Genomic DNA, 20,353 nt, shown 5'->3' with positions numbered 1-20,353 from the left:
TTTTTAGCTTTTTAGCGTTTCACCAACTTCTTCGACATCTTCCGCAGACGAATTGATTTCGGCGTCACTTCCACCAATTCATCGGGGCCGATGTATTCCAAAGCACGCTCCAAACTCATATCCACGGGCGCTTGCAGCTGCACCAATTCCTCACCGCCAGATGCGCGGTGGTTCGTTAGCTGCTTCGTCTTACAGATGTTGAGTTCCAGGTCTTGAGGGCGGGTGTTTTCTCCCACAATCATCCCCCTGTAGACCTTCGTGCCGGGGGTAATAAAGAATACGCCTCGGTCTTCAGCATTTTGCAGTGCGTAGTAGGTAGAGACTCCTTCTTCAAAGGAAATCAGCACCCCGTTGCGACGGGCTGAAATATCTCCGCAGAGGGGTCGGTATTCGAGGAAACTGTGATTCACAATCCCTTCGCCGCGAGTCATCCGCATGACTTCACCTCGGAAACCAATTAAACCACGGGCGGGAATCACAAAGTCTAGTTGGGTGCGCTTATTACCACCAACCTGCATATCTTGCATTTCGCCTTTGCGCTGTCCTAAGCGTTCGATGCAGCTGCCAACGCTATCTTCTGGAACATCCAGCACTAGGTACTCGAAAGGTTCGTAAGGTTTACCGTTGACTTCCCGGTAGATAACTTGCGGTTGAGAAACCTGGAATTCGTAGCCTTCGCGGCGCATATTTTCAATCAGGATACCCAGGTGCAATTCACCGCGACCGGAAACTAGGAATTTGTCGGGGGAGTCTGTTTCTTCGACGCGGAGGGCGACGTTGGTTTCTAATTCTCGCATCAGACGATCGCGCACTTGCCGCGATGTCACCAAAGTTCCTTCCTGTCCCGCAAACGGCGAATCGTTCACGGAGAAGGTCATCTGCAAGGTAGGTTCATCCACTTTAATCAGCGGTAGCGCTTGCGGATCGTCGGGGCAAGTAATCGTTTCCCCGATATTAGCATCGGCAAATCCTGCTACTGCAACGATGTATCCAGCGGACGCTTCTGCCATTTCAATCCGCTTCAAACCTTCAAATCCCATCAATTTGGTGATTTTGCCTTTCACAATCGCGCCGGTTTCCGTTACCAAAGCGGCTTGTTGACCTGCTCTGATCGTACCGTTATGGATGCGACCAATCACAATCCGACCCAAGTAGTCGGAATAATCTAGGGTTGTAACTTGCAATTGCAATGGTTTGTTGGGGTCGCCGACTGGTGGCGGTACGTGACGCAGAATAGCATCAAACAGAGGCTTCATGTCTGAGCTTTCGCCATCCAGTTCATTTTTGGCGTAGCCTGCCAAACCGGAGGCAAATAGATGGGGAAAGTCGCACTGGGCATCATCTGCACCCAATTCTATGAAGAGATCTAATACTTTATCGATCGCTTTGTAGGGTTCTGCCTGGGGCCGATCGATTTTATTGACTACGACGATGGGGCGCAATCCCTTTTCCAGGGCTTTTTTCAGCACGAACCGGGTTTGGGGCATCGGGCCTTCGTTGGCATCTACAATTAGCAGACAGCCATCCACCATACCCAATACCCGTTCGACTTCGCCCCCAAAGTCGGCGTGACCGGGGGTATCAACTATATTGATCAGCGTCTCTTTGTATTTAACGGCTGTGTTTTTCGATAAAATGGTAATGCCCCGCTCCCGCTCGATCGCGTTGGAGTCCATGACACAATCAGGAACTTCTTCCCCTTCGCGGAAGATGCCGGATTGTTTGAGCAGGGCGTCAACAAGAGTGGTTTTGCCGTGATCTACGTGGGCAATGATGGCAACGTTGCGAATGGGAAGAGTCATGGAAGTCTCAGGGAGTTGGAAATCGGATCTGTTTGAAGATTTATTACAATTTTAGCTTGTTTCGATCAACAATGACAGGGCGATCGCCATATAATTCCTGGCGATATCGCTTTTCCATACTCAGTAATTTTAATATAACGAGCTTGTAGTCGAAATTCCAGCTTCTGTCAAGTATAATAGCTACGATACAATGAGCTATACTTCTCCACTAATGGCCCCGTCGGGCATCTCCCGACTATATGTTTTTACGATACAGGGGTATGTGTTAGGAGCCCCAACTATAGATATTTTTTCTCTTACATCGAGGCTTGCCAAATTTGAGGGTAAAATGCCATGACAACCGCATTACTCAACGAAATATTGCAACTCAGTATCTCAGAAAGGCTCATACTGATCGGGGAAATATGGGACACTATTACCCCTGAGTCTGATGCTGTAGGATTGACAGAAGCACAAAAACAGGAACTAGATAGTCGTTTGCGATCCTACAGGCAGAATCCAGTAAACGGCTCAACCTGGGATGAAGTTAAGCAAAGAATTCAAAACCTTTGATGAACTACAAACTACAAATTCAACCTGAAGCCGAACTTGATTTGACAGAGGCTTATCGTTGGTATGAGGAACGCAGCCAAGGATTAGGATCTGAATTTTTGACTGCTGTTGATAGTTACCTGTTTTTAATTCAAAGTAATCCTTTGGCTTATCCTGTTGTTTACGAACAAGCGCACCGGGCGCTGCTTCGTAAGTTTCCATATGGAATTTTTTATTTAATTGAAGATGATACTATCGTTGTAATAGCTTGCTTTCACGCCAAACGAGATCCGCAAAGCTTGCAAAACCGCGTTTAGGCATTTTTACCGAAAAGTACTACTTAAATCAAATGATTGATTCCAACATTTCTAAAGATGAGTCTTTTGGCATTATTCCGATTTTGCGCCAAGGCGATACCTATTCGTTTTTGCTGATTCAACACCAGGCGGGACACTGGGGATTTCCCAAGGGACACGCTGTTGAAGGTGAGTCACCTGTGCAAGCTGCTTGTCGCGAATTCGTCGAGGAAACGGGAATTTCTGATTACACTTTGGTAGAGGGAGTTTCGTTTTCAGAACACTACACTTTTACGCGAAATGGACAAACGTTTGATAAAACAGTAATCTACTTTCTAGCATTGGTGCAATCAGCAACAGTTACCTACCAGGAAGAGGAGATTCAAAACTATACTTGGGCCGATCGCGAAACTGCGATCGCACTGATCACCTTCGACCCCAGCAAGCAAATTCTGAGAGATGCGAATCAATATTTAACTGCTTCTTTAACCTAAAGCGGCATATTGCACTCGATAAATTCGGTTATTGGCATCATCAGTCACCAGAAGACTACCATCCGGCAAAGTTTGTAAACCCGTAGGTCGTCCCCAACTCGTCGGTACAGAAGGGTTACTCAGAAAACCACTGAGGAAATCTTGATAGTAACCTAGAGGACGACCATCTGCACCGAAAGGCGCAAACACAACCTTGTAACCAGTTCCGCGATCGCGATTCCAGGAACCGTGAAACGCCACAAACGCACCGTTACGATATTCTTGGGGGAAAGTTTGACCGTTATAAAATTCCAATCCCAAAGGTGCAGAATGTGCCTGGAACAAAAGGTCGGGAGTGCGGGTACTTACTGCTAAATCGGGATTTTCACTTTGTCCGTTAACCGTCCGGCGCGGATCGAGTAAATTAGGTGCTAAATAAGTATAAGGCCAACCGTAGAATTCACCAGCATTCAAACCAGTTAAATAATCTGGCACTAAATCGTCGCCTAAACCATCGCGTTCGTTAACCACCGTGTAGAGTTTTCCAGTTGTCGGATTAAAGTCGAGTCCAACTGGGTTTCGCAAACCGAAAGCGAAAGTTTGTTGATTAGAACCATCAAGATTCATCACCTGTACCGAGGCGCGTGGTAAGGGGTCTGCATTTACGTTAGAAGCAGATCCGATCGCAACATACAATTTCTGTCCATCCGGCGAAAGTGCGAGATTGCGGGTTGAGTGTCCGCCAGTGGGTAAGTCAGCGATTTTTTCGCCTGTACCTACGATTTGCAATTGGCCGTTAGAGTAGGGAAAACGGACTACGGCATTAGTATTGCCAACATATAAGTAATTACCGACAAAAACCATCCCAAACGGCAGATTTAGTCCATTTTCTGCACTAGCAAAAGTTGTGCGAACATCGGCGACGCGATCGCCATTCGTATCGCGCAGCAAGCGAATGCGATTTTGCGATGTTTCAGCTACCAATATATCGCCAGTGGGAGTGACAGCTAAATAGCGCGGATTTTCCAACCCGGCGGCAAAAACATTCACTTCAAAACCTGGCGGTACTTGCAGCGCGGGATTTTCTGGGATAGGCACAACTTGAGGAAATTTTGTAGCACTTTGGGTTTGGAAAGGTGCTGGTAATGCGTTAACGCTGACACTGATAGGCGTGGATGAAATTGGTTCGTTTCTGACAATGCTGCTGTTAAAAGGAATAGCAGACAAGAGGTTGTTAATATTGTTGCTTTCGGCGACTAATAAAGCATCGGCAGACACAAAGCGATCGCCTCCTATTTGATTCGGTAAAAATCCCTCTACCCAGCCCAAAATTGCCCCAGAAGATTTAACTCTAATCAGCGTATCCGAACTACCAACAGTGAGAGATCCTGGTTCCAGAGAAAGGTCACCCGCAGTTAAACCGCCAGTTAATCCAATGCGATCGAAACCCTTATTAAAATCGCGAATAATATCTGCCAAAGCTGCATCAGTTACAGCAGTATCGGTTCGCAGTACAAAAATATCTTCGCCTCCACCACCAATTAAAGTATCTTTGCCAAAGTCGCCAACCAGAATATCGTTATCATCAAGACCGCTGATCAGATCCTCTCCTTTCCCGCCAAGCAAAACATCGTTACCTTTGTCCCCAAAAAGTTGGTCGTTACCCTGGTTGCCAAACAGATAATCGCTATCGCTACCACCGAAAAGAATATCCGAACCATCGTCACCAAACAAGTAATCTTTCCCTTGGTTGCCGTAGAGATAGTCGTCGCCTTTACCTCCAAACAGCGCATCTGTTCCTTCGCCACCAAATAAGGAATCGTTTCCTTGATTGCCGTTGACCATTTCCGGTGCAGATGAACCGCTGACAAGATCGTTGCCATCAAGTCCGCGCAGTCCACCTGGCAACCCAGCTAGTAATCCGGAAGTTAGTTGAAAATTGTCAGAGTTGGAAGTTAAATCGTAAAAGCCATCAAAAGTTGGGCCTGACATAGCGATTTTCTACCTCTATGCGATCGCACGTGAAAATGTTACACTTGGAACACAAACTTCGACATCCTACTTTATGCACAGTTCCCAGAAAATTTTTAGTCATAGTAGGTTGGGTTGAAAGATTCTTTCATTAATAAGCTAATATCAACCAAAAACCAAACATAAATTTCAATGATTCTTTCCGAACGCTTTACAGAAGCACTCGTTTTTGCCACTCAATTGCACGCCAACCAAGTCCGCAAGGGGAGTGGAGTTCCTTACGTTGCACATTTGCTAGGTGTGGCCAGTATAGCCTTGGAATATGGGGCTAATGAGGATGAAGCGATCGCAGCCTTACTCCATGATGCCATAGAAGACCAGGGCGGGGCCGCCACACGGTCAGAAATTCGCCGCCGCTTCGGGGATACCGTCACAGCAATTGTGGATGGTTGCACAGACTCTGACACCACCCCCAAACCCCCCTGGCGACAGCGCAAAGAAGCTTATATTGCCCACATCCCGACGGCTTCCCCATCGGTGCTATTAGTCTCGGCATCGGATAAACTGCATAATGCGCGATCGATCTTGAAAGATTATCGGATATTGGGAGAGTCAGTTTGGGAAAGATTTAAGGGAGGTAGAGAAGGAAGTCTTTGGTATTATCGCGCCTTAGTAAATGCTTTTCGCAAAGCTTGGTCATCACCTCTGATTGACGAATTGGAGCGAGTTGTTTCAGAATTGGAAGACTTGGTTAATGGGTAATTATTGGCGGTTACTAATATGGCGAAATGCCACTACAATTTAAGTATCCTGCTGCCCAAAAAACATATTCGCCAATCAGCAATTAACAAGTAATCCCAAAAACCGGGTTTATTCGTAATTTTGTTGTTTCCAGTCAAAAAAACCCGGTTTCTTTTCGATCGCTAATCAAACTACTTGTTTCACCTGAAACTGTTGTAACTCAGCGGGAGCGACTGCGCCATATTCTGTTATAATTGCGGCAATCAACTCCGCAGGCGTCACATCAAAAGCGGGGTTGTAAAACTCCACTCCCTCTGCGGTTAGCATTGTGTTTCCCACCTTGTAAATCTCAACGGGATCGCGTTCTTCGATCGGGATTTGACTACCGTCAGATATGGAAAAATCGATTGTAGAAAGAGGAGCCGCTACAAAGAAAGGAACCTTGTGCGCTTTCGCCACAAGTGCTAAACTGTAAGTACCAATCTTATTAGCAGTATCCCCATTAGCGGCAATTCTGTCAGCACCGACAACTACAGCATGAATTAATCCTTTTTTCATGCAATGCGCCGCCATATTATCGGTAATTAAAGTAACAGGAATACCTTCTTGCACGCATTCCCAAGCTGTTAGTTTTGCCCCTTGCAAACGGGGACGAGTTTCATCAGCATATACTCGTTCCAAACGTCCAGATTTCCAGGCAGAACGCACCACCCCCAAAGCCGTACCGTAGCCAGCAGTTGCCAAAGCACCCGCATTGCAGTGAGTTAAAATAGTCAGCTTTTCGGGATTAGCTGGTAAAACTTCCAAACCTTTATCGCCAATTGCCTGACAAGTTTGGATATCTTCCGAGTTGATATTTTTCGCCGTGTCTAATAAAACGCTTTTCAGATATTCTACCGGCCCCAAAGTTTGACGGGCAGTATTCAGCATTCTCTGAATTGCCCAAAACAAATTAACAGCAGTCGGACGAGTTTGCGCCAAAGTTTCGCCAATTTTTTCCAACTGATTCAAAAACTCATCTCGGCTTTCGGTTTGAATATCTCTTGCACCCAAGTACATCCCGTAAGCTGCTGCTACGCCGATAGCTGGTGCGCCGCGTACAATCATCGTTTTAATCGCGTGCGCCATATCATCGCAGCAGGTAATTTCGACCATTGTATATTCGTTCGGCAAGCGATTTTGCTCGATGAGTAAAACGCGGTCATCTTGCCAAATAACTGGATAAACTTGGGAAGTAGTAGATGTCATGGATTAAATTAAATCGCTTAGTTTATTATCTCGCATTTGGAGTCTATCTGAAAGGTAATGGGTAAGTTGTTGCGCTTTAGCGCTAAAGCGCAACAACTTACCTTTTTTTACCACAGATGAAAGACAGATAAACACAGATGAACACAGATGTAGATTAAGATTTATTGTCAGATACATAAATAAAATTCGATTTATCTTTTGTTTGGTAGCATCCCTTATGTAAAATATCTCGATAAAATATCTGTATTCCCCACCTTAAGACTGTGCTTACATCTGTGTTCATCTGTGTTCATCTGCTTTTATCTGTGGTTAAAATTTTATCTATTTAGCAGACAAGCCAGCCCGGAGGTTCAAACCTCCGGGCTAATAGCGAAAGTCCTCTTCAGAGGACTGGGTAAATAGGCTCTCTTTTAATTTCCAGTATTCACCCCAGTTTGCTGTTTTGCTGCTTGTTTCTCTTGATACCGATTTTCCCACTTTTCGGCTATTTCCGTTGCTGTTTCATACATAACTTTTGCTTTCTCGTAAGCATCTTTAGCCAGTTCAAGCAGTTCATCCATTTTGCGATCGTCGGGTAATTCTTTCATAACTAATTCTGTAAACGCTCCACAATTCTTCTGACACCTATTTTAGCTTCTATTACCTGTCCCAGTAGTGTTCCCAACTCTTCGCCTGCTTGCTCTATTTGCAAATCAGTTACATCTGAATCTGAAATGTTTTCAACAATCGTTGGCAAGCGTCTTGTTCTACACATCTCCACGAAAAATAGAATACTACTGAAATAGGCAAAAAACTGAGTCAGTGCGACATTTTCTGGAAACTGTGACAAAATGGGTCTAACTAGGCTTATTCCCTCCGTCGCTTCTTGCTCGGTTTCATTTAGGTCTTGGTTTACTCGGTCAATTATATTCCTGATTTCTGACGGAATAGACATTTAGCAAACTTATTGATATTTTAATTATAGCACACCATCAAAAACCAATTATTAAAAAGAACTTTGCAGTCAGACAAGTAGAGATAGCAGTAGAAAAGACACTCAGGATTAATGTTAAAATCAACCATATACCAAGCCATGCAACTCCACCCATTGACCCTGGTTCTGAAGGTGGCTGATTGTAATTACTCGACCACTCAAGTAGTTTAGTAAGAAAAATTCCAGATATCACCCCAATTAACAGCCCAACCAAGCTATTGGTAGTAAAAGTAACTTCCAGATCAAGCCCAATTTGATGAATGTCTGATAGCTAATCAATAAAAATGGGCCGAAGAATAGCAAAAGTAATACAGCTATTAAACCTGGATTCATAAACGTAAGTGTTTCCTTGATTTGGAATCGACAAATAACCGCAGATAAACACAAATAAACACACATAATTATCGGCGTTCATCTACATTCATCTGCGGTTAAAAACTGAATGATTAACTAACAACAGAAGGTTGCTTGCTAAAGAAAGCGCTGCGAATACGATCGCCAATTTGAGCAGGTGTCAAACCAAGCTCGGCAAAAGACTCTTTTGGCTCAGCATGATCGACTAAAATGTCCGGTACACCAATACGTTTGACTGGCACAACCACATCATTTTCCATCAAACTTTCCATCACCGCCGAACCAAAGCCGCCCATAATGCAGCCTTCTTCCAAAGTAACAACCCGACCGATTTGTTTCGCCAAAGGTGCAATTAACTCAGTATCGATCGGTTTGGCAAACCGTGCATTAATCACAGTTGCTTCAATACCGTGTTCGCTGAGAATTTCTGCCGCTTGCATGGCGGGATAAACCATCGAACCATAACCTAAGATCAGCACATCATCGCCAGAACGGAGAATTTCTGCTTTCCCGATCGGCAAACCTTCCCAACCTTCCTCCATCAAGGGTACACCATAACCGTTGCCGCGAGGATAGCGCATTGCGATCGGCCCTTGGGTGTAATTAATCCCCGTCACTACCATCTGCTGTAATTCTGCCTCATCTTTCGGAGCCATCAGCACCATATTCGGAATACAGCGCAGATAAGAAATATCGTACATCCCTTGGTGCGTTGGGCCATCAGCACCGACAATACCGGCCCGATCTAAACAGAAAAAGACAGGCAAATTTTGAATGCAAACATCGTGAATAATCTGGTCATAGCCGCGTTGTAGAAAAGTGGAATAAATCGCCACTAACGGACGCATTCCCTCACAAGCTAAACCAGCAGCCAAAGTAACAGCGTGCTGTTCCGCAATCCCCACATCAATGTATTGCTTAGGTAATTTAGCTTGCAATTTATCCAGACCAGTTCCCGTTGCCATCGCCGCAGTAATACCGACAATTTTGGGATTATTTTCTGCCAGTTTAACTAAAGTGTGGGTAAACACTTTTGAGTAAGCAGGCGGTTTGGGCGAACTAGCGGGAATTGGTTTGCCAGTAGCGAGGTTGAAAGGGCTTTGAGCATGATAGCCAACCTGATCTTTTTCGGCAATTTCATATCCCTTGCCTTTCATTGTTGCCACGTGAAGCAGCACTGGGCCAGAATGCTGATGCGCTTCCTTAAAGGTAGCAATCAGTTCTTCCAGATTGTGACCGTCCACCGGCCCCATGTAGGTAAAGCCCAATTCTTCAAACACCGCGCCAACTTTGGGAACTGCCAAACGCTTCATCCCTTCTTTGATGCGTGCCAATTCTGGAGACAGAGATTCGCCGACAAAAGGAAGATGCTTGAATTGTTCCTCTAAGTTATCAGTGATAAATTGCACTGGCGGAGAAAGGCGCATTTTGTTCAGGTAGCGGGGAATCGCACCGACATTGGGCGAAATCGACATTTCGTTGTCGTTGAGGACTACCAGCAGGTTGGTTTTGGGCAAATGACCGGCGTGGTTGATCGCTTCTAGCGCCATCCCGCCCGTCATCGCACCATCGCCAATTACCGCCACCACCTTAAAGTTATCGCCTTTCATATCCCGCGCCAGAGCCATACCCAAGGCTGCTGAGATACTCGTGGAGGCGTGTCCGGCTCCAAAATGGTCAAAATTGCTCTCACAACGCTTTAGATAACCGGCAATGCCGTTTTTCTGGCGTAGCGTGTGGAAGCGACTGTAGCGACCTGTGATGATCTTATGGGGGTAGGCTTGGTGACCCACATCCCAGATTACTTTGTCGCGATCGAGATCTAGGGTTTGATAAAGCCCTAGAGTCAGTTCCACCACTCCCAAACCAGGCCCAAGGTGTCCACCGCTGGTTGCCACGGTTTGTAGATGCTTTTCCCGGATTTGACGGGCAATTTGCTTGAGCTGATGAATCGAAAGACCGTGCAACTGGTTTGGATGGGTGACTTCACTCAGGTGCATACTGGGGTTCTCTCTTGAGGATTATTGAATTATTTTTACCTTTTTCACTTTATAGGATTTAATCTTTCTTTCTTACCGCTGAGTAATAATGCTTAAGATACTATGGCTAACGAAAATTGAACAACCCACAAGCTGCTGAAGTTCCCAACCAAGTTGAACCGAACGACTTAAGCCGTTATCTGCCTCCTCTAGAGTGGCTTCTCAATTATTCCCCACAAGACTTACCAGGCGACCTCATGGCAGCAGTTATTGTCGCCATTATGCTTGTGCCTCAGAGTATGGCTTACTCGCTGCTGGCTGGTTTGCCGCCCCAGGTAGGACTGTACGCCAGCATTCTTCCCCTCATACTCTACCCGCTACTCGGCTCGACGCGCACCTTGGCAGTTGGCCCCGTGGCAATGGTGTCTCTGCTGGTTGCCACCGGGATGGAAAAATTAGCAGACAGAGGCACTCCAGAATATTGGCTCTTCCGTACTTACTATGCTATTTGAGTAGAGGGGGAGAGTGGGAGAGTGGGAGAGTGGGAGAGTGGGGGAGTGGGAGAGGGGGAGAGTGGGAGAGGAGAAAAGAAATAAAAATGTTCTTGGGTGAACAAAAGCATAGCAACTCCGAAAGAGCCAACAAATTTTGTAACTCTGTGTATTGGATTGGGTAGTATTGGAATTTTAATTTATTTCAACAGTTTTTTGGAAGTGCAGCTTAAACGCTGGGAAATATCTGAGGCGATGACAATGGTTACGACCAAGATAGCACCTTTACTGGTAATAGTTTTAGGAACGCTACTGGTTTACGGAATGAGATTAAATCAGAATGCTGCGGTTAAAATTGTCGGCACAATTCCCCCTGGCTTACCGCCGATAACTTTGCCATCTTTCGATGCAACCCTCTGGCAGGCTTTGTTGCCTGTTGCTCTTACTATTAGCTTTGTTGGCTTTATGGAGAGTATTGCTATTGCCAAATCTTTAGCTAGTTTCCGCAACGAGAATGTAGATGCTAATCAGGAATTGGTAGCATTGGGAGTAGCTAATTTGGGTGCAGCAATAACTGGCGGTTATCCAGTAACTGGCGGTTTAAGCCGTTCGGTGGTGAATTTTGCTGCTGGTGCTAATACGGGTCTTGCTTCTATTATTGCTGCCCTATTAGTTGCTTTCACAGTTCTGTTTTGCACGCCTTTGTTTTATTTTATGCCGCAAACTTCTCTCGCAGCAATTATTATCGTCGCAGTTTTGAAGTTGATTGATATTGCCGCAATCAAAGATATTTGGAACTATAACAAAGCCGATGCTGCTTCGCTGTTGGTGACGTTTTTCGCAGTACTGGGGCTGGGAATTGAAAATGGCATTCTGGTTGGTACTGTTACCGCCACAGTCCTCTGTGTTTGGGGGATAAGAAAGTCAAAAGGGGGACAAGGGGGATAAGGGGGACAAGGAGGACAAGGAGGACAAGGAGGACAAGGGGGACAAGGGGGACAAGGGGGACAAGGGGGAGACTTCCTTTCAACCAGCTACTTACGATCGCAACCAGGCAACATCTTTACGGGAACTTGACATAATTTAATGAAAATTTTACAATTACCACTTTTACTTGCGTTATTATGAAATAGAAACCCTAAAGGGGATAACTAGACCACTTTAATTGGAAACTGCCGAACCTACAACAGGCAACTTATAAGTATCGGATTAAAAGGAAAGCGGGGTAAAAACCCCGCTTTTCTGCTTTGTAGATAAAAGAATATAAGATTAGACAGTATCCACCCATACGGGGTCTGCCGTCCGTTTTGATGCGAATGACTGAGCAACATAATGCTGAGAAGCCGTTAACTAATTCTCCGCAATTGAGCGAACCTACTGATGGGGTGACGACTGGGGCGTTAGATAATTCCCGGACAAACCCCATTGCTGATGTCTGGAACAATGCAACTACGCACTTGATGCGACTGTTACCCGCCGATCGCATCGCGCAGACGGTTGTAAGCTGGTTTAGTGTCAGCGACGATCGGGTGGCGGAGATTTTGGAGACTGTTCGCGCCGAATTGCCAACGACGGAAGCGCTGCTAATTGGTAAGCCACAGGCTGGAAAAAGTTCGATTGTACGAGGACTGACGGGAGTTTCAGCCCAGATTGTGGGTCAGGGATTTCGTCCCCACACGCAACACACGGAACGTTATGCTTATCCTTCCAACGATTTGCCGTTGCTGATCTTTACAGATACGGTGGGACTGGGGGATGTCAAACAGGACACGGAAACAATTATTCAGGAATTGATTGGAGATCTGCAACAGGAAAGTCGCGGTGCTAGAGTTCTGATTCTGACTGTCAAAATTAATGATTTTGCGATCGACACTTTGCGACAAATTGCCCAGCAGCTGCGTCAGCGGTATCCAGATATTCCTTGTCTGCTGGTAGTTACCTGTTTGCATGAGGTTTATCCTCCCGGTACAGAGGATCATCCTGTCTATCCACCAGATTATCAGGAACTCAATCGAGCTTTTGCGGCGATTCAGCAAGCTTTTGCGGGATTGTGCGATCGCGCTGTCCCGATCGACTTTACTCTGGAAGAGGATAGCTACACGCCAGTATTTTACGGCTTAGAGGCGCTGAGAGATTCTCTGGCTGACTTACTCCCAGAAGCTGAAGCGCGTGCGATTTATCAGTTATTGGATAACGAAGCTGGTAACCAAATTGGCAATCTCTACCGGGATGTCGGACGCCGTTACATTTTGGCATTTTCCATTATGGCAGCTGCGTTGGCGGCTGTACCCTTGCCGTTTGCTACGATGCCTGTGCTGACTGCGTTGCAAGTATCGATGGTGGGGCTGTTAGGTAAATTATACGGGCAGATACTGACGCCATCTCAGGCTGGAGGTGTTGTAAGTGCGATCGCAGGTGGCTTTTTAGCACAAGCAGTGGGACGGGAGTTAGTCAAATTTGTGCCTGTTTTCGGGAGTGCGATCGCAGCTTCCTGGGCTGCTGCCTACACTTTAGCACTCGGTGAAGGAGCTTGCGTTTATTTCGGTGATTTGATGGGAGGCAAAAAACCCGATCCCAAGCAAATCCAATCTGTGATGAAAGAAGCGTTTAAGTCAGCGCAAGAACGATTTAAGGGGATTAAATGATATTGTGTACGGCAATGTAGGTTGGGTTGAGGAACGAAACCCAACTTCAACCTCTAAGTGGTTGGGTTTCGCTTTGCTCAACCCAACCTACAAATAGATTAGCTGATGCAGCGCTTCGTTATAAATTCTAGCTCAGCAACGGAAGACGACGAACACGAATACGGTTTGGCTATTGGTTGCAGGGTATAGCTTATTTTGATTCTGGTTTCAATCCCTGAAAGGGATTAACAAGCTTTGAAAGCTATTAGACAACTTGGTATCAAGGCTCCCCAGAAGTTTCAATCCCTGAAAGGGATTAACAAGCTTTGAAAGACCCAAACCCAAGGCAAAAGCAAGCGAAGCCCAAGGTTTCAATCCCTGAAAGGGATTAACAAGCTTTGAAAGGATGGTACGGAGAAGTATGGGGTGTGGGAGGTTACGATTTCAATCCCTGAAAGGGATTAACAAGCTTTGAAAGTCCCAGTACGGGAACACTGACTCTTACGCAGATGAATTTCAATCCCTGAAAGGGATTAACAAGCTTTGAAAGAATACACCGAGGCAATGCGCCTCGAAGATATTCAAATTTCAATCCCTGAAAGGGATTAACAAGCTTTGAAAGATACACTTTCGTAGTTCGTGTATTGATGCCGTAAAATTTCAATCCCTGAAAGGGATTAACAAGCTTTGAAAGTCAAGTCTTCTTCTTTCTGTCATTATGCCACATTGCAACAAATATTAGAGCAGAGGGCATCAGAATACTACAGACGGATGGAACAGCCGTTTCTGCTAACGGAGGGGAAGTAAGACCAAAGATGGGACGCAAGTCTGTTCTGAGGCATTCCTCTGTGATGTTAGAAGCCCACACTATAATCGCTTCGATTTAGTGTGGGTAGTTCACATACACTATGTCAGTGAGGGGACTGAGGGCCGATCGCCCAGTGGCTGTCGTGCGATTATAAGTCTAGCGATCGCTATTATGGATATACAGAGTTTGGATTCTGCTTGTGTCTGCTAGAGATATCTTCCACGAAGCTGTAAAACAGGCACTTGAGAAGGGAGGATGGATCGTTACACACGATCCGCTGATAGTAAAGTTTGGTAAAGACAAAGTATCAATTGATTTAGGTGCAGAAAGAGTCCTAGCAGCCGAAAAAGCAGGAGAAAAGATTGCAGTTGAAATCAAAAGCTTTTTGAATGAGTCAGAACTATATGATTACCATACTGCATTGGGGCAATTTCTCAATTATCGGTTGGCACTCCAATTCAGCGAACCCGATCGAACTCTTTATTTAGCAATTCCCTTGGAAACCTATCGTTCATTTTTTAATCGCGATCTGGCTCGTGTTTCAGTCCAACAGTATCAAGTTAAAGTGATTGTCTTCGATCCAATGAATGAGGTAATTGTACAATGGCAAAACTAGAGCAATACCGTCAGTACATTCAGAAGCTACTGAGCGAATATGGCAACTATCAACATTGCGGAGCAAATGTTGAAGTTCAACTTATTTTCGATACAGAACGCGACCATTATCAGATTTTAGATATTGGCTGGGATGGATACGATCGCATTTATAACTGTGTAATGCACTTAGATATTAAAAACGAAAAAATTTGGATTCAGCGCAATGCAACAGATATCCAGATAGCTCAGGAATTGGTGGCAATGGGAGTATCCAAAGAGGATATTATCTTAGGGTTACAGCCACCCTACAAGCGCCAGTACACCGAGTATGGTGTAGCTTAAGACAGTGGGCGATCGACACTAGGCAGGGATTGGACTATGGTGCGCTTAAAGCTGTGGCAATGGATCGTATTAGCAACACCGATCGCAACGATCGTCACTTTCCTGATGATATCGGCAGGGTTGCAGATTCACGAGTGGGGCATTAGTTGGATCTGGGCAGTATTCACCCTTATCTTAGTAGGCTGGCGTTGGCTGCTAGTCAGATGGACTCAACCGATGGTAGAACAGATGGAAGCTGTAATGGCAGAAGTCAGCAAAGAACTGGAATCAACCACAGCCAATACCGCCGCGCTACCAGGAGGAAATGATGCCGCCACTAGAGCAGAAACCGCACTACAAGATATCCTGAAGACTGCACAGAACGATCGCGCAATTTGGGAAGACTGGCCAACTTTTTGGACGCGATGTCAGGATCTTGTGGTTGCGATCGCACATATCTATCATCCAGAAGTAAAATATCCCCTGCTTTCCATCTACGTTCCGCAAGCTTACGGACTGATTCGGGGCACAATGGATGACTTAGATCGGTGGATGCAAAAACTATCTCCAGCCCTCAATCAAGTCACGGTTGGGCAAGCATACCAAGCATACGAAGTATATCGCAAACTAGAACCATCCGCTCGCAAACTCTGGCAAGTATGGAACTGGGCCCAGTGGTTATTGAACCCGGCAGTAGCGGTAGCAAAAGTTGCCAGTAAGGGTTACAGTAACCGCGCAACTCAGGAACTGCTGGTGAATTTGAGCCAAATGATGCGGGAAGCAGCTTTGAGGAACTTATTTCAGCAAGCTGTAGCCCTCTATGGCGGCACTACGCTGCCAGTTGCAGAATTTTCCGTTTCCACACCCACATTACCGAAAGCGAAGACTCAAACCCTACGAGAAATCCTATCACAAACAGAACCAGTGGCGGAAGTTGAGGAGAAACCCGTCAATATTCTGCTGGCGGGAAGAACGGGATCTGGAAAAAGCAGCTTGATTAACACCCTCTTTCAGGCAGAATTAGCAGCAGTAGATATTTTACCCAGTACCTCTAGCATTCAGAATTATCGCTGGCAAGCCGAAAGCACAGAAACTCTTACCCTTTGGGATACTCCCGGCTACGAACAAGCCAACCGTGCCGATTTACGAGAGCTAGTACTAGATTATGCCATAAATGCCGATCTGCTGCTGTTAGTCACGCCTGCGATCGATCCTGCCCTGCAAATGGATGTAGACTTTCTCCAAGATATCAAAGCCACAGTTGAAGATTTACCTGCGATCGCAATTGTCACCCAAGTCGATCGTCTGCGTCCGATCCGCGAGTGGCAACCACCTTATGATTGGGAATGGGGCGAAAGGCCCAAAGAAATTGCCATTCGAGAAGCTACAGAATATCGACAAAAGCAACTAGGTGAGTTTTGCGATTTTGTTTTACCAGTCGTCACAGGCGATCTAAAAACGGGTCGAACCGCATGGGGGGAGGACGCGCTATCCTTAGCATTAGTGGAAGCCATTTCTCCTCTCAAGCAAATTCGCCTAGCCCGATTTTTGCGTAACATAGACGCCCGTGCGATCGCAGCTGCTAAAATCATCGATCGCTACACATTCCAAATGGCAACAACCCAAGGATTAACTACACTAATCAAAAGTCCCGTCCTCAGATTCATTTCCACCCTATCCACAGGATCGCCAACCCTCGCTTATCTACTAGCAGAACAAATTCCCGTAGAACAATTGCCTGTAGTGATTGGCAAACTCCAGATGGCTTATGACCTCTTCTCACTTTTGAATACAGACGATGCTAACAAACTTAACTTCGATCTGCTATCTCTGTGGCCCCTGCTGCTCGAAAACGCCGGTTTACCCGATCGCAACGCCTGGGCATTTGGTCACGCCTTAGTCGAGTACTGGACTGCGAATCTGACGATTCCACAACTGCGAGAGCGATTTCAATATTATCTCAAATTATAGCAACCGCCTTGGCGGTTGCTATATCACCTATTATTCATTTCTCTCTTACTTTCTTCCCGCCAGAAGATTATCTATGATTCTTTTTCCCCTCTGCATCTTACTCAAGCTGCTATTTCCTGGGAATATAAATACTGCTGAAACCCGATAAATACTTGACTGATATTCGCAACGCTCCCTAGTTCTTCCACAGCATCACGAACTGTATGATATTTCAACTCTAAAAGTTGAGGTAATTTAGTGCGATCTAGTTCACCCACCCCTGCTTTGATGTATTGCTCTAGTACAAAGTCGAGAAATTCTTGCTGTTTGCCGATATAGCGCGAGAAGATTAAGGACTTGTGAGCAAGAACGCGCTCTCGGCGGCTAATGGGTGGAGAGGCATAGGCGATATAAGCCAAGACATCATATAAATCGCTTTTCTCGGCATCAATCAGGCGGCTAATTTCTGTGAGTTGTTCCTCGCCGTAGCCTTTCTCTGCCAGTCCTTCTAATAGTGCTTTACGAGTATCAGGGCGACTCCAAATTGCTCTTAATTCGTCTTCATCTGTGAATAGTTCAGGAATTTCACCAAAGAGACGTTCTACAAATGCTTCGGCGCTCATGGGTTTGCCGTCTGGACTCCAGAAGGTGGTAGACATCTGATGCTGGAAGAAACGTTCTTTACCATCAGCGAGTTTGATTTTGATTTTTTGAGGGCGGCGTTCTTCTGGAGTTTCCACGCTACCTTTATTAGTATCTTTTGTAAAACCTTTAATTGTATCTGCACCTTCAGGCTTTTTGACTACTACAGGTTCTTGGGGTTCGCCGTCCCATTCAGGATCGTTGAAGTGTTCGTAAGCTTTGACAAAATCATAAATAGTGAAGTAGTCTTTGCCCTCAAATAGGCGAGTACCGCGACCAATAATTTGCTTAAATTCAATCATTGAGTTGATGGGGCGCATTAGCACAATGTTACGAACGTTTCGGGCATCAACTCCAGTGGAGAGCTTTTGGGAGGTGGTAAGAATAGTGGGAATATTTTTCTCGTTGTCTTGAAAGGTGCTGAGGTGCTGTTCGCCCAGTTTTCCATCATCGGCGGTGACGCGGACACAGTAATTAGGGCTTCGGCTTCGCTCAGCCGAGCGGTTACTGCTAATCTTCATTTGGTTGATTAAATCCCGCACGGCTAGAGCGTGGAGTTGGTTGGCGCAAAACACCAAAGTTTTTTGATTCTGGTCAATTTCTTCCATGAACAGTTGCACGCGGTAACGTTCGCGATCGCTAATTTCGATGATGCGGTTGAAGTCTGCTTCGTTGTAGGTTCTAGCTTCGTCTACTGCACCTTCGATTAGTTCATCGTCGGGGCTGTAAATATATTCATCTAGGTTAGTTTCGATTTGCCTGACTTTAAAGGGAGTCAGAAAGCCGTCGTTGATGCCGTCTTTGAGGGCATACTTATAGACTGGATCGCCGAAGTAGGCGTAGGTGTCTGCGTTGTTTTCTCGTTTAGGAGTAGCAGTGAGTCCTAGTTGTACTGCTGGGGAGAAGTATTCTAAAATTCCCCGCCAGGTGCTTTCGTTATTGGCTCCGCCTCGGTGACATTCATCAATGATGATGAAGTCAAAGAAGTCGGGGGGATAGTCGCTGAATTTGGGTGTAGGATTGCCTGCGTTATCCCGTCCGGTCATAAATGTTTGGAAAATGGTAAAAAAGATACTGCCATTTTTGGGGACTCGTCCGCGTTTTTTGATAGCTTCGGGGTCGATGCGGACTAGAGCATCGTCGGGGAATGCAGAGAAAGAGTTATAGGCTTGGTTAGCTAGAATATTGCGATCGCTTAAAAACAAAATTCGCGGGCGACGGGCGGTCACTGAGCCTTGTCGAAGTGTGGGTTTTCGGCTGAGGTTCCAACGGCTTTGAAAGAGTTTCCAGGCAAGTTGGAAGGCAATGAAGGTTTTACCTGTGCCTGTTGCCATTGTTAATAAAATCCGGTCTTGTCCTTGGCAGATCGCTTCTAGGACGTGCTTAATGGCATTGTGTTGATAGTAGCGGGCTTCCCATGTGCCGCTTTTGTCTTCAAAGGGGATGGCAGCAAAGCGATCGCGCCATTGGTTATCTTCCCTTCGACTTCGCTCAGGGAAATCGCTAAAGGTGGCTTCCCAAAGTTGCTCCGGGGTAGGATATTGGTTGATGTAGCCTTCTGCGCCTGTGTGCATATCTACTTGGTAGATGCCGATGCCGTTTGTAGAGTAGGCGAATCGAGTCTGTAATTTTTCGGCGTATTTTTTGGCTTGTCCTAAACCTTCGGTATCTGGTAAGTCGCGTTTTTTGGCTTCGATGACAGCGAGTTTTTCACCACGATAAACCAGGACATAATCGGCGATGTCTGATCGAGCGCGTTTACTGTTGCCAATTAAGCGGCCAGGGGCGATAACTTCGCGGCGGATGCGACTACCTTCGATAAGTCCCCAGCCTGCGGCTTTTAATGCGGGGTCAATTAGTTCGGCGCGGGTTTCGGCTTCGTTCATTGGAGAGTTGAGGGTTTATGGTTGATGGTGGGTCAGGAAGTTTAACTTATTTCTAGTCTTAGTTTGGGTTATTCTCTATTTGAACTTCTTCTTCATATTGTGCGATCGCTTCTTCAATGATTTCATAACTAACATCAGAAATGTCGGATTTAGAATAAATGGTAGCGAGGATAATTTCTTGCTCAGTCTTCACATAATAAATGACTCGATAGCCTCCACTTTTTCCCTTTTGAATGTTGCTATTTTTGAGACGAACTTTGAAAACTTGATATTTAACTCCAGGAATTCTGTCTCCAGGAATTTCACCTGCATTAAGTTGCTCAATTAACGGCTGGAGATCGCTACGAATTGAACGATAGCGTTTAGCAAGTTCTCGTAGATCCCTTTTAAACCGAGGAGTAAGAGCAATTTGGATGGGCGATGGTTCACTCTGCATCAATTCCCTCCCACATTTCTGAAAGAGGTATAGTTTGCCCACTTAATGCTTCTCTAATGCCTTGATGAATACCTTCAATCACAATTTCAGTGGGTGTTTCCTCAGCAGATAACTCTCTTTCTAAGCCTAAGCGAAAGTAGTGAATTATATCATAAATTTCTGCTAATTTGTCTTCGGGAATATCTTGCAGTTCTTGGATAATTTTATCAATCAGCATAAATCAAATCCTC

General features: G+C 45.6%; 20 protein-coding genes and 1 CRISPR repeat array. Of the genes, 10 read left to right on the top strand and 10 right to left on the bottom strand.

The window, feature by feature from the left end; all coding sequences use genetic code 11:
* Positions 1-11: 11 nt before the first annotated feature.
* Positions 12-1,802 (bottom strand): translational GTPase TypA, encoded by a 1,791-nt coding sequence (gene typA / locus LAY57_RS13940; RefSeq protein ID WP_249067381.1) that lies wholly within the window; start codon positions 1,800-1,802, stop codon positions 12-14.
* A 333-nt stretch (positions 1,803-2,135) separates the two neighbouring features.
* Here typA and LAY57_RS13935 point away from each other — a divergent pair, with 333 nt between their 5' ends.
* Genes LAY57_RS13935 through LAY57_RS13925 form a run of 3 tightly spaced genes read left to right on the top strand, consistent with a single transcriptional unit; the run spans position 2,136 to position 3,123 of the window.
* The gene (locus LAY57_RS13935) at positions 2,136-2,354 is read left to right on the top strand and encodes an addiction module protein (protein ID WP_249067380.1); all 219 of its coding nucleotides are present in this window, start codon (positions 2,136-2,138) and stop codon (positions 2,352-2,354) included.
* Positions 2,354-2,650 carry a type II toxin-antitoxin system RelE/ParE family toxin gene (locus tag LAY57_RS13930; protein WP_249067379.1) on the top strand — a complete coding sequence of 99 codons (297 nt, stop codon included), beginning with the start codon at positions 2,354-2,356 and terminating at the stop codon, positions 2,648-2,650. Before LAY57_RS13935 ends, LAY57_RS13930 begins: the two co-directional genes overlap by 1 nt.
* Positions 2,651-2,682: 32 nt before the next feature.
* On the top strand, positions 2,683-3,123 hold the full coding sequence (locus LAY57_RS13925) for a bis(5'-nucleosyl)-tetraphosphatase (protein WP_249067378.1): 441 nt from the start codon (positions 2,683-2,685) through the stop codon (positions 3,121-3,123).
* Here LAY57_RS13925 and LAY57_RS36240 read toward each other — a convergent pair.
* A complete protein-coding gene (locus LAY57_RS36240) occupies positions 3,115-5,094 on the bottom strand; it encodes a PQQ-dependent sugar dehydrogenase (RefSeq protein ID WP_338022410.1) in 1,980 nt (659 codons plus the stop codon). The genes LAY57_RS13925 and LAY57_RS36240 overlap by 9 nt on opposite strands.
* 171 nt (positions 5,095-5,265) lie before the next feature.
* Here LAY57_RS36240 and LAY57_RS13910 point away from each other — a divergent pair, with 171 nt between their 5' ends.
* Complete coding sequence (locus tag LAY57_RS13910) at positions 5,266-5,835, top strand: HD domain-containing protein (protein WP_249067377.1); 570 nt, start codon at positions 5,266-5,268, stop codon at positions 5,833-5,835.
* A gap of 165 nt (positions 5,836-6,000) precedes the next feature.
* Here LAY57_RS13910 and mtnA read toward each other — a convergent pair whose 3' ends face one another.
* From mtnA to dxs, 5 genes are all read right to left on the bottom strand, one after another.
* Positions 6,001-7,062: an S-methyl-5-thioribose-1-phosphate isomerase gene (gene mtnA / locus LAY57_RS13905; RefSeq protein ID WP_249067376.1), complete on the bottom strand. Its 1,062-nt coding sequence runs from the start codon at positions 7,060-7,062 to the stop codon at positions 6,001-6,003.
* A 410-nt stretch (positions 7,063-7,472) separates the two neighbouring features.
* Positions 7,473-7,649, bottom strand: coding sequence for a hypothetical protein (locus tag LAY57_RS13900; RefSeq protein WP_249067375.1), 177 nt, complete (start codon positions 7,647-7,649; stop codon positions 7,473-7,475).
* A gap of 2 nt (positions 7,650-7,651) precedes the next feature.
* The gene (locus tag LAY57_RS13895; protein ID WP_249067374.1) at positions 7,652-7,996 is read right to left on the bottom strand and encodes a hypothetical protein; all 345 of its coding nucleotides are present in this window, start codon (positions 7,994-7,996) and stop codon (positions 7,652-7,654) included.
* A gap of 37 nt (positions 7,997-8,033) precedes the next feature.
* Positions 8,034-8,249 carry a DUF8147 domain-containing protein gene (locus LAY57_RS36770; RefSeq protein WP_476727016.1) on the bottom strand — a complete coding sequence of 72 codons (216 nt, stop codon included), beginning with the start codon at positions 8,247-8,249 and terminating at the stop codon, positions 8,034-8,036.
* A gap of 232 nt (positions 8,250-8,481) precedes the next feature.
* Positions 8,482-10,389, bottom strand: a complete 1,908-nt coding sequence (gene dxs, locus LAY57_RS13890) for a 1-deoxy-D-xylulose-5-phosphate synthase (RefSeq protein WP_249067373.1) — start codon at positions 10,387-10,389, stop codon at positions 8,482-8,484.
* A 116-nt stretch (positions 10,390-10,505) separates the two neighbouring features.
* On the opposite strand from dxs, the gene LAY57_RS13885 reads away from it, so the two are divergent.
* The 6 genes from LAY57_RS13885 to LAY57_RS13855 all read left to right on the top strand — a co-directional run bounded on the left by LAY57_RS13885 (position 10,506) and on the right by LAY57_RS13855 (position 17,180).
* On the top strand, positions 10,506-10,880 hold the full coding sequence (locus LAY57_RS13885) for a SulP family inorganic anion transporter (protein WP_249067372.1): 375 nt from the start codon (positions 10,506-10,508) through the stop codon (positions 10,878-10,880).
* Positions 10,881-10,976: 96 nt separating this feature from the next.
* A complete protein-coding gene (locus LAY57_RS13880; protein WP_249067371.1) occupies positions 10,977-11,807 on the top strand; it encodes a SulP family inorganic anion transporter in 831 nt (276 codons plus the stop codon).
* 512 nt (positions 11,808-12,319) lie between these two features.
* On the top strand, positions 12,320-13,504 hold the full coding sequence (locus LAY57_RS13875) for a GTPase family protein (RefSeq protein ID WP_420839086.1): 1,185 nt from the start codon (positions 12,320-12,322) through the stop codon (positions 13,502-13,504).
* Between the two features lie 204 nt (positions 13,505-13,708).
* A CRISPR array of direct repeats spans positions 13,709-14,177; the repeat unit is 37 nt; unit sequence GTTTCAATCCCTGAAAGGGATTAACAAGCTTTGAAAG.
* 313 nt (positions 14,178-14,490) lie between these two features.
* Positions 14,491-14,907, top strand: a complete 417-nt coding sequence (locus LAY57_RS13865) for a XisH family protein (RefSeq protein ID WP_249067369.1) — start codon at positions 14,491-14,493, stop codon at positions 14,905-14,907.
* Positions 14,895-15,230 (top strand): XisI protein, encoded by a 336-nt coding sequence (locus LAY57_RS13860; RefSeq protein WP_249067368.1) that lies wholly within the window; start codon positions 14,895-14,897, stop codon positions 15,228-15,230. Before LAY57_RS13865 ends, LAY57_RS13860 begins: the two co-directional genes overlap by 13 nt.
* A gap of 36 nt (positions 15,231-15,266) precedes the next feature.
* Positions 15,267-17,180: a GTPase family protein gene (locus LAY57_RS13855; RefSeq protein ID WP_249067367.1), complete on the top strand. Its 1,914-nt coding sequence runs from the start codon at positions 15,267-15,269 to the stop codon at positions 17,178-17,180.
* Positions 17,181-17,281: 101 nt separating this feature from the next.
* Here the strand turns inward: LAY57_RS13855 and hsdR are convergent, their stop codons facing one another.
* From hsdR to LAY57_RS13840, 3 genes are read right to left on the bottom strand one after another with little or no spacing between them, the layout of a single operon-like run.
* Positions 17,282-19,687: an EcoAI/FtnUII family type I restriction enzme subunit R gene (gene hsdR, locus LAY57_RS13850; RefSeq protein WP_249067366.1), complete on the bottom strand. Its 2,406-nt coding sequence runs from the start codon at positions 19,685-19,687 to the stop codon at positions 17,282-17,284.
* A 58-nt stretch (positions 19,688-19,745) separates the two neighbouring features.
* A complete protein-coding gene (locus LAY57_RS13845) occupies positions 19,746-20,123 on the bottom strand; it encodes a type II toxin-antitoxin system RelE/ParE family toxin (protein ID WP_249067365.1) in 378 nt (125 codons plus the stop codon).
* Entirely contained in the window at positions 20,113-20,340 is a 228-nt protein-coding gene (locus tag LAY57_RS13840; RefSeq protein WP_249067364.1) for a hypothetical protein, read from the bottom strand. Before LAY57_RS13840 ends, LAY57_RS13845 begins: the two co-directional genes overlap by 11 nt.
* Positions 20,341-20,353 lie beyond the last annotated feature (13 nt).

The sequence above is a fragment of the Argonema antarcticum A004/B2 genome (assembly GCF_023333585.1).
Classification (GTDB): Bacteria; Cyanobacteriota; Cyanobacteriia; order Cyanobacteriales; family Aerosakkonemataceae; genus Argonema; species Argonema antarcticum.
Note: the sequence above shows the minus strand (reverse complement) of the source record. Positions and strands in the feature narration are given on the sequence as shown.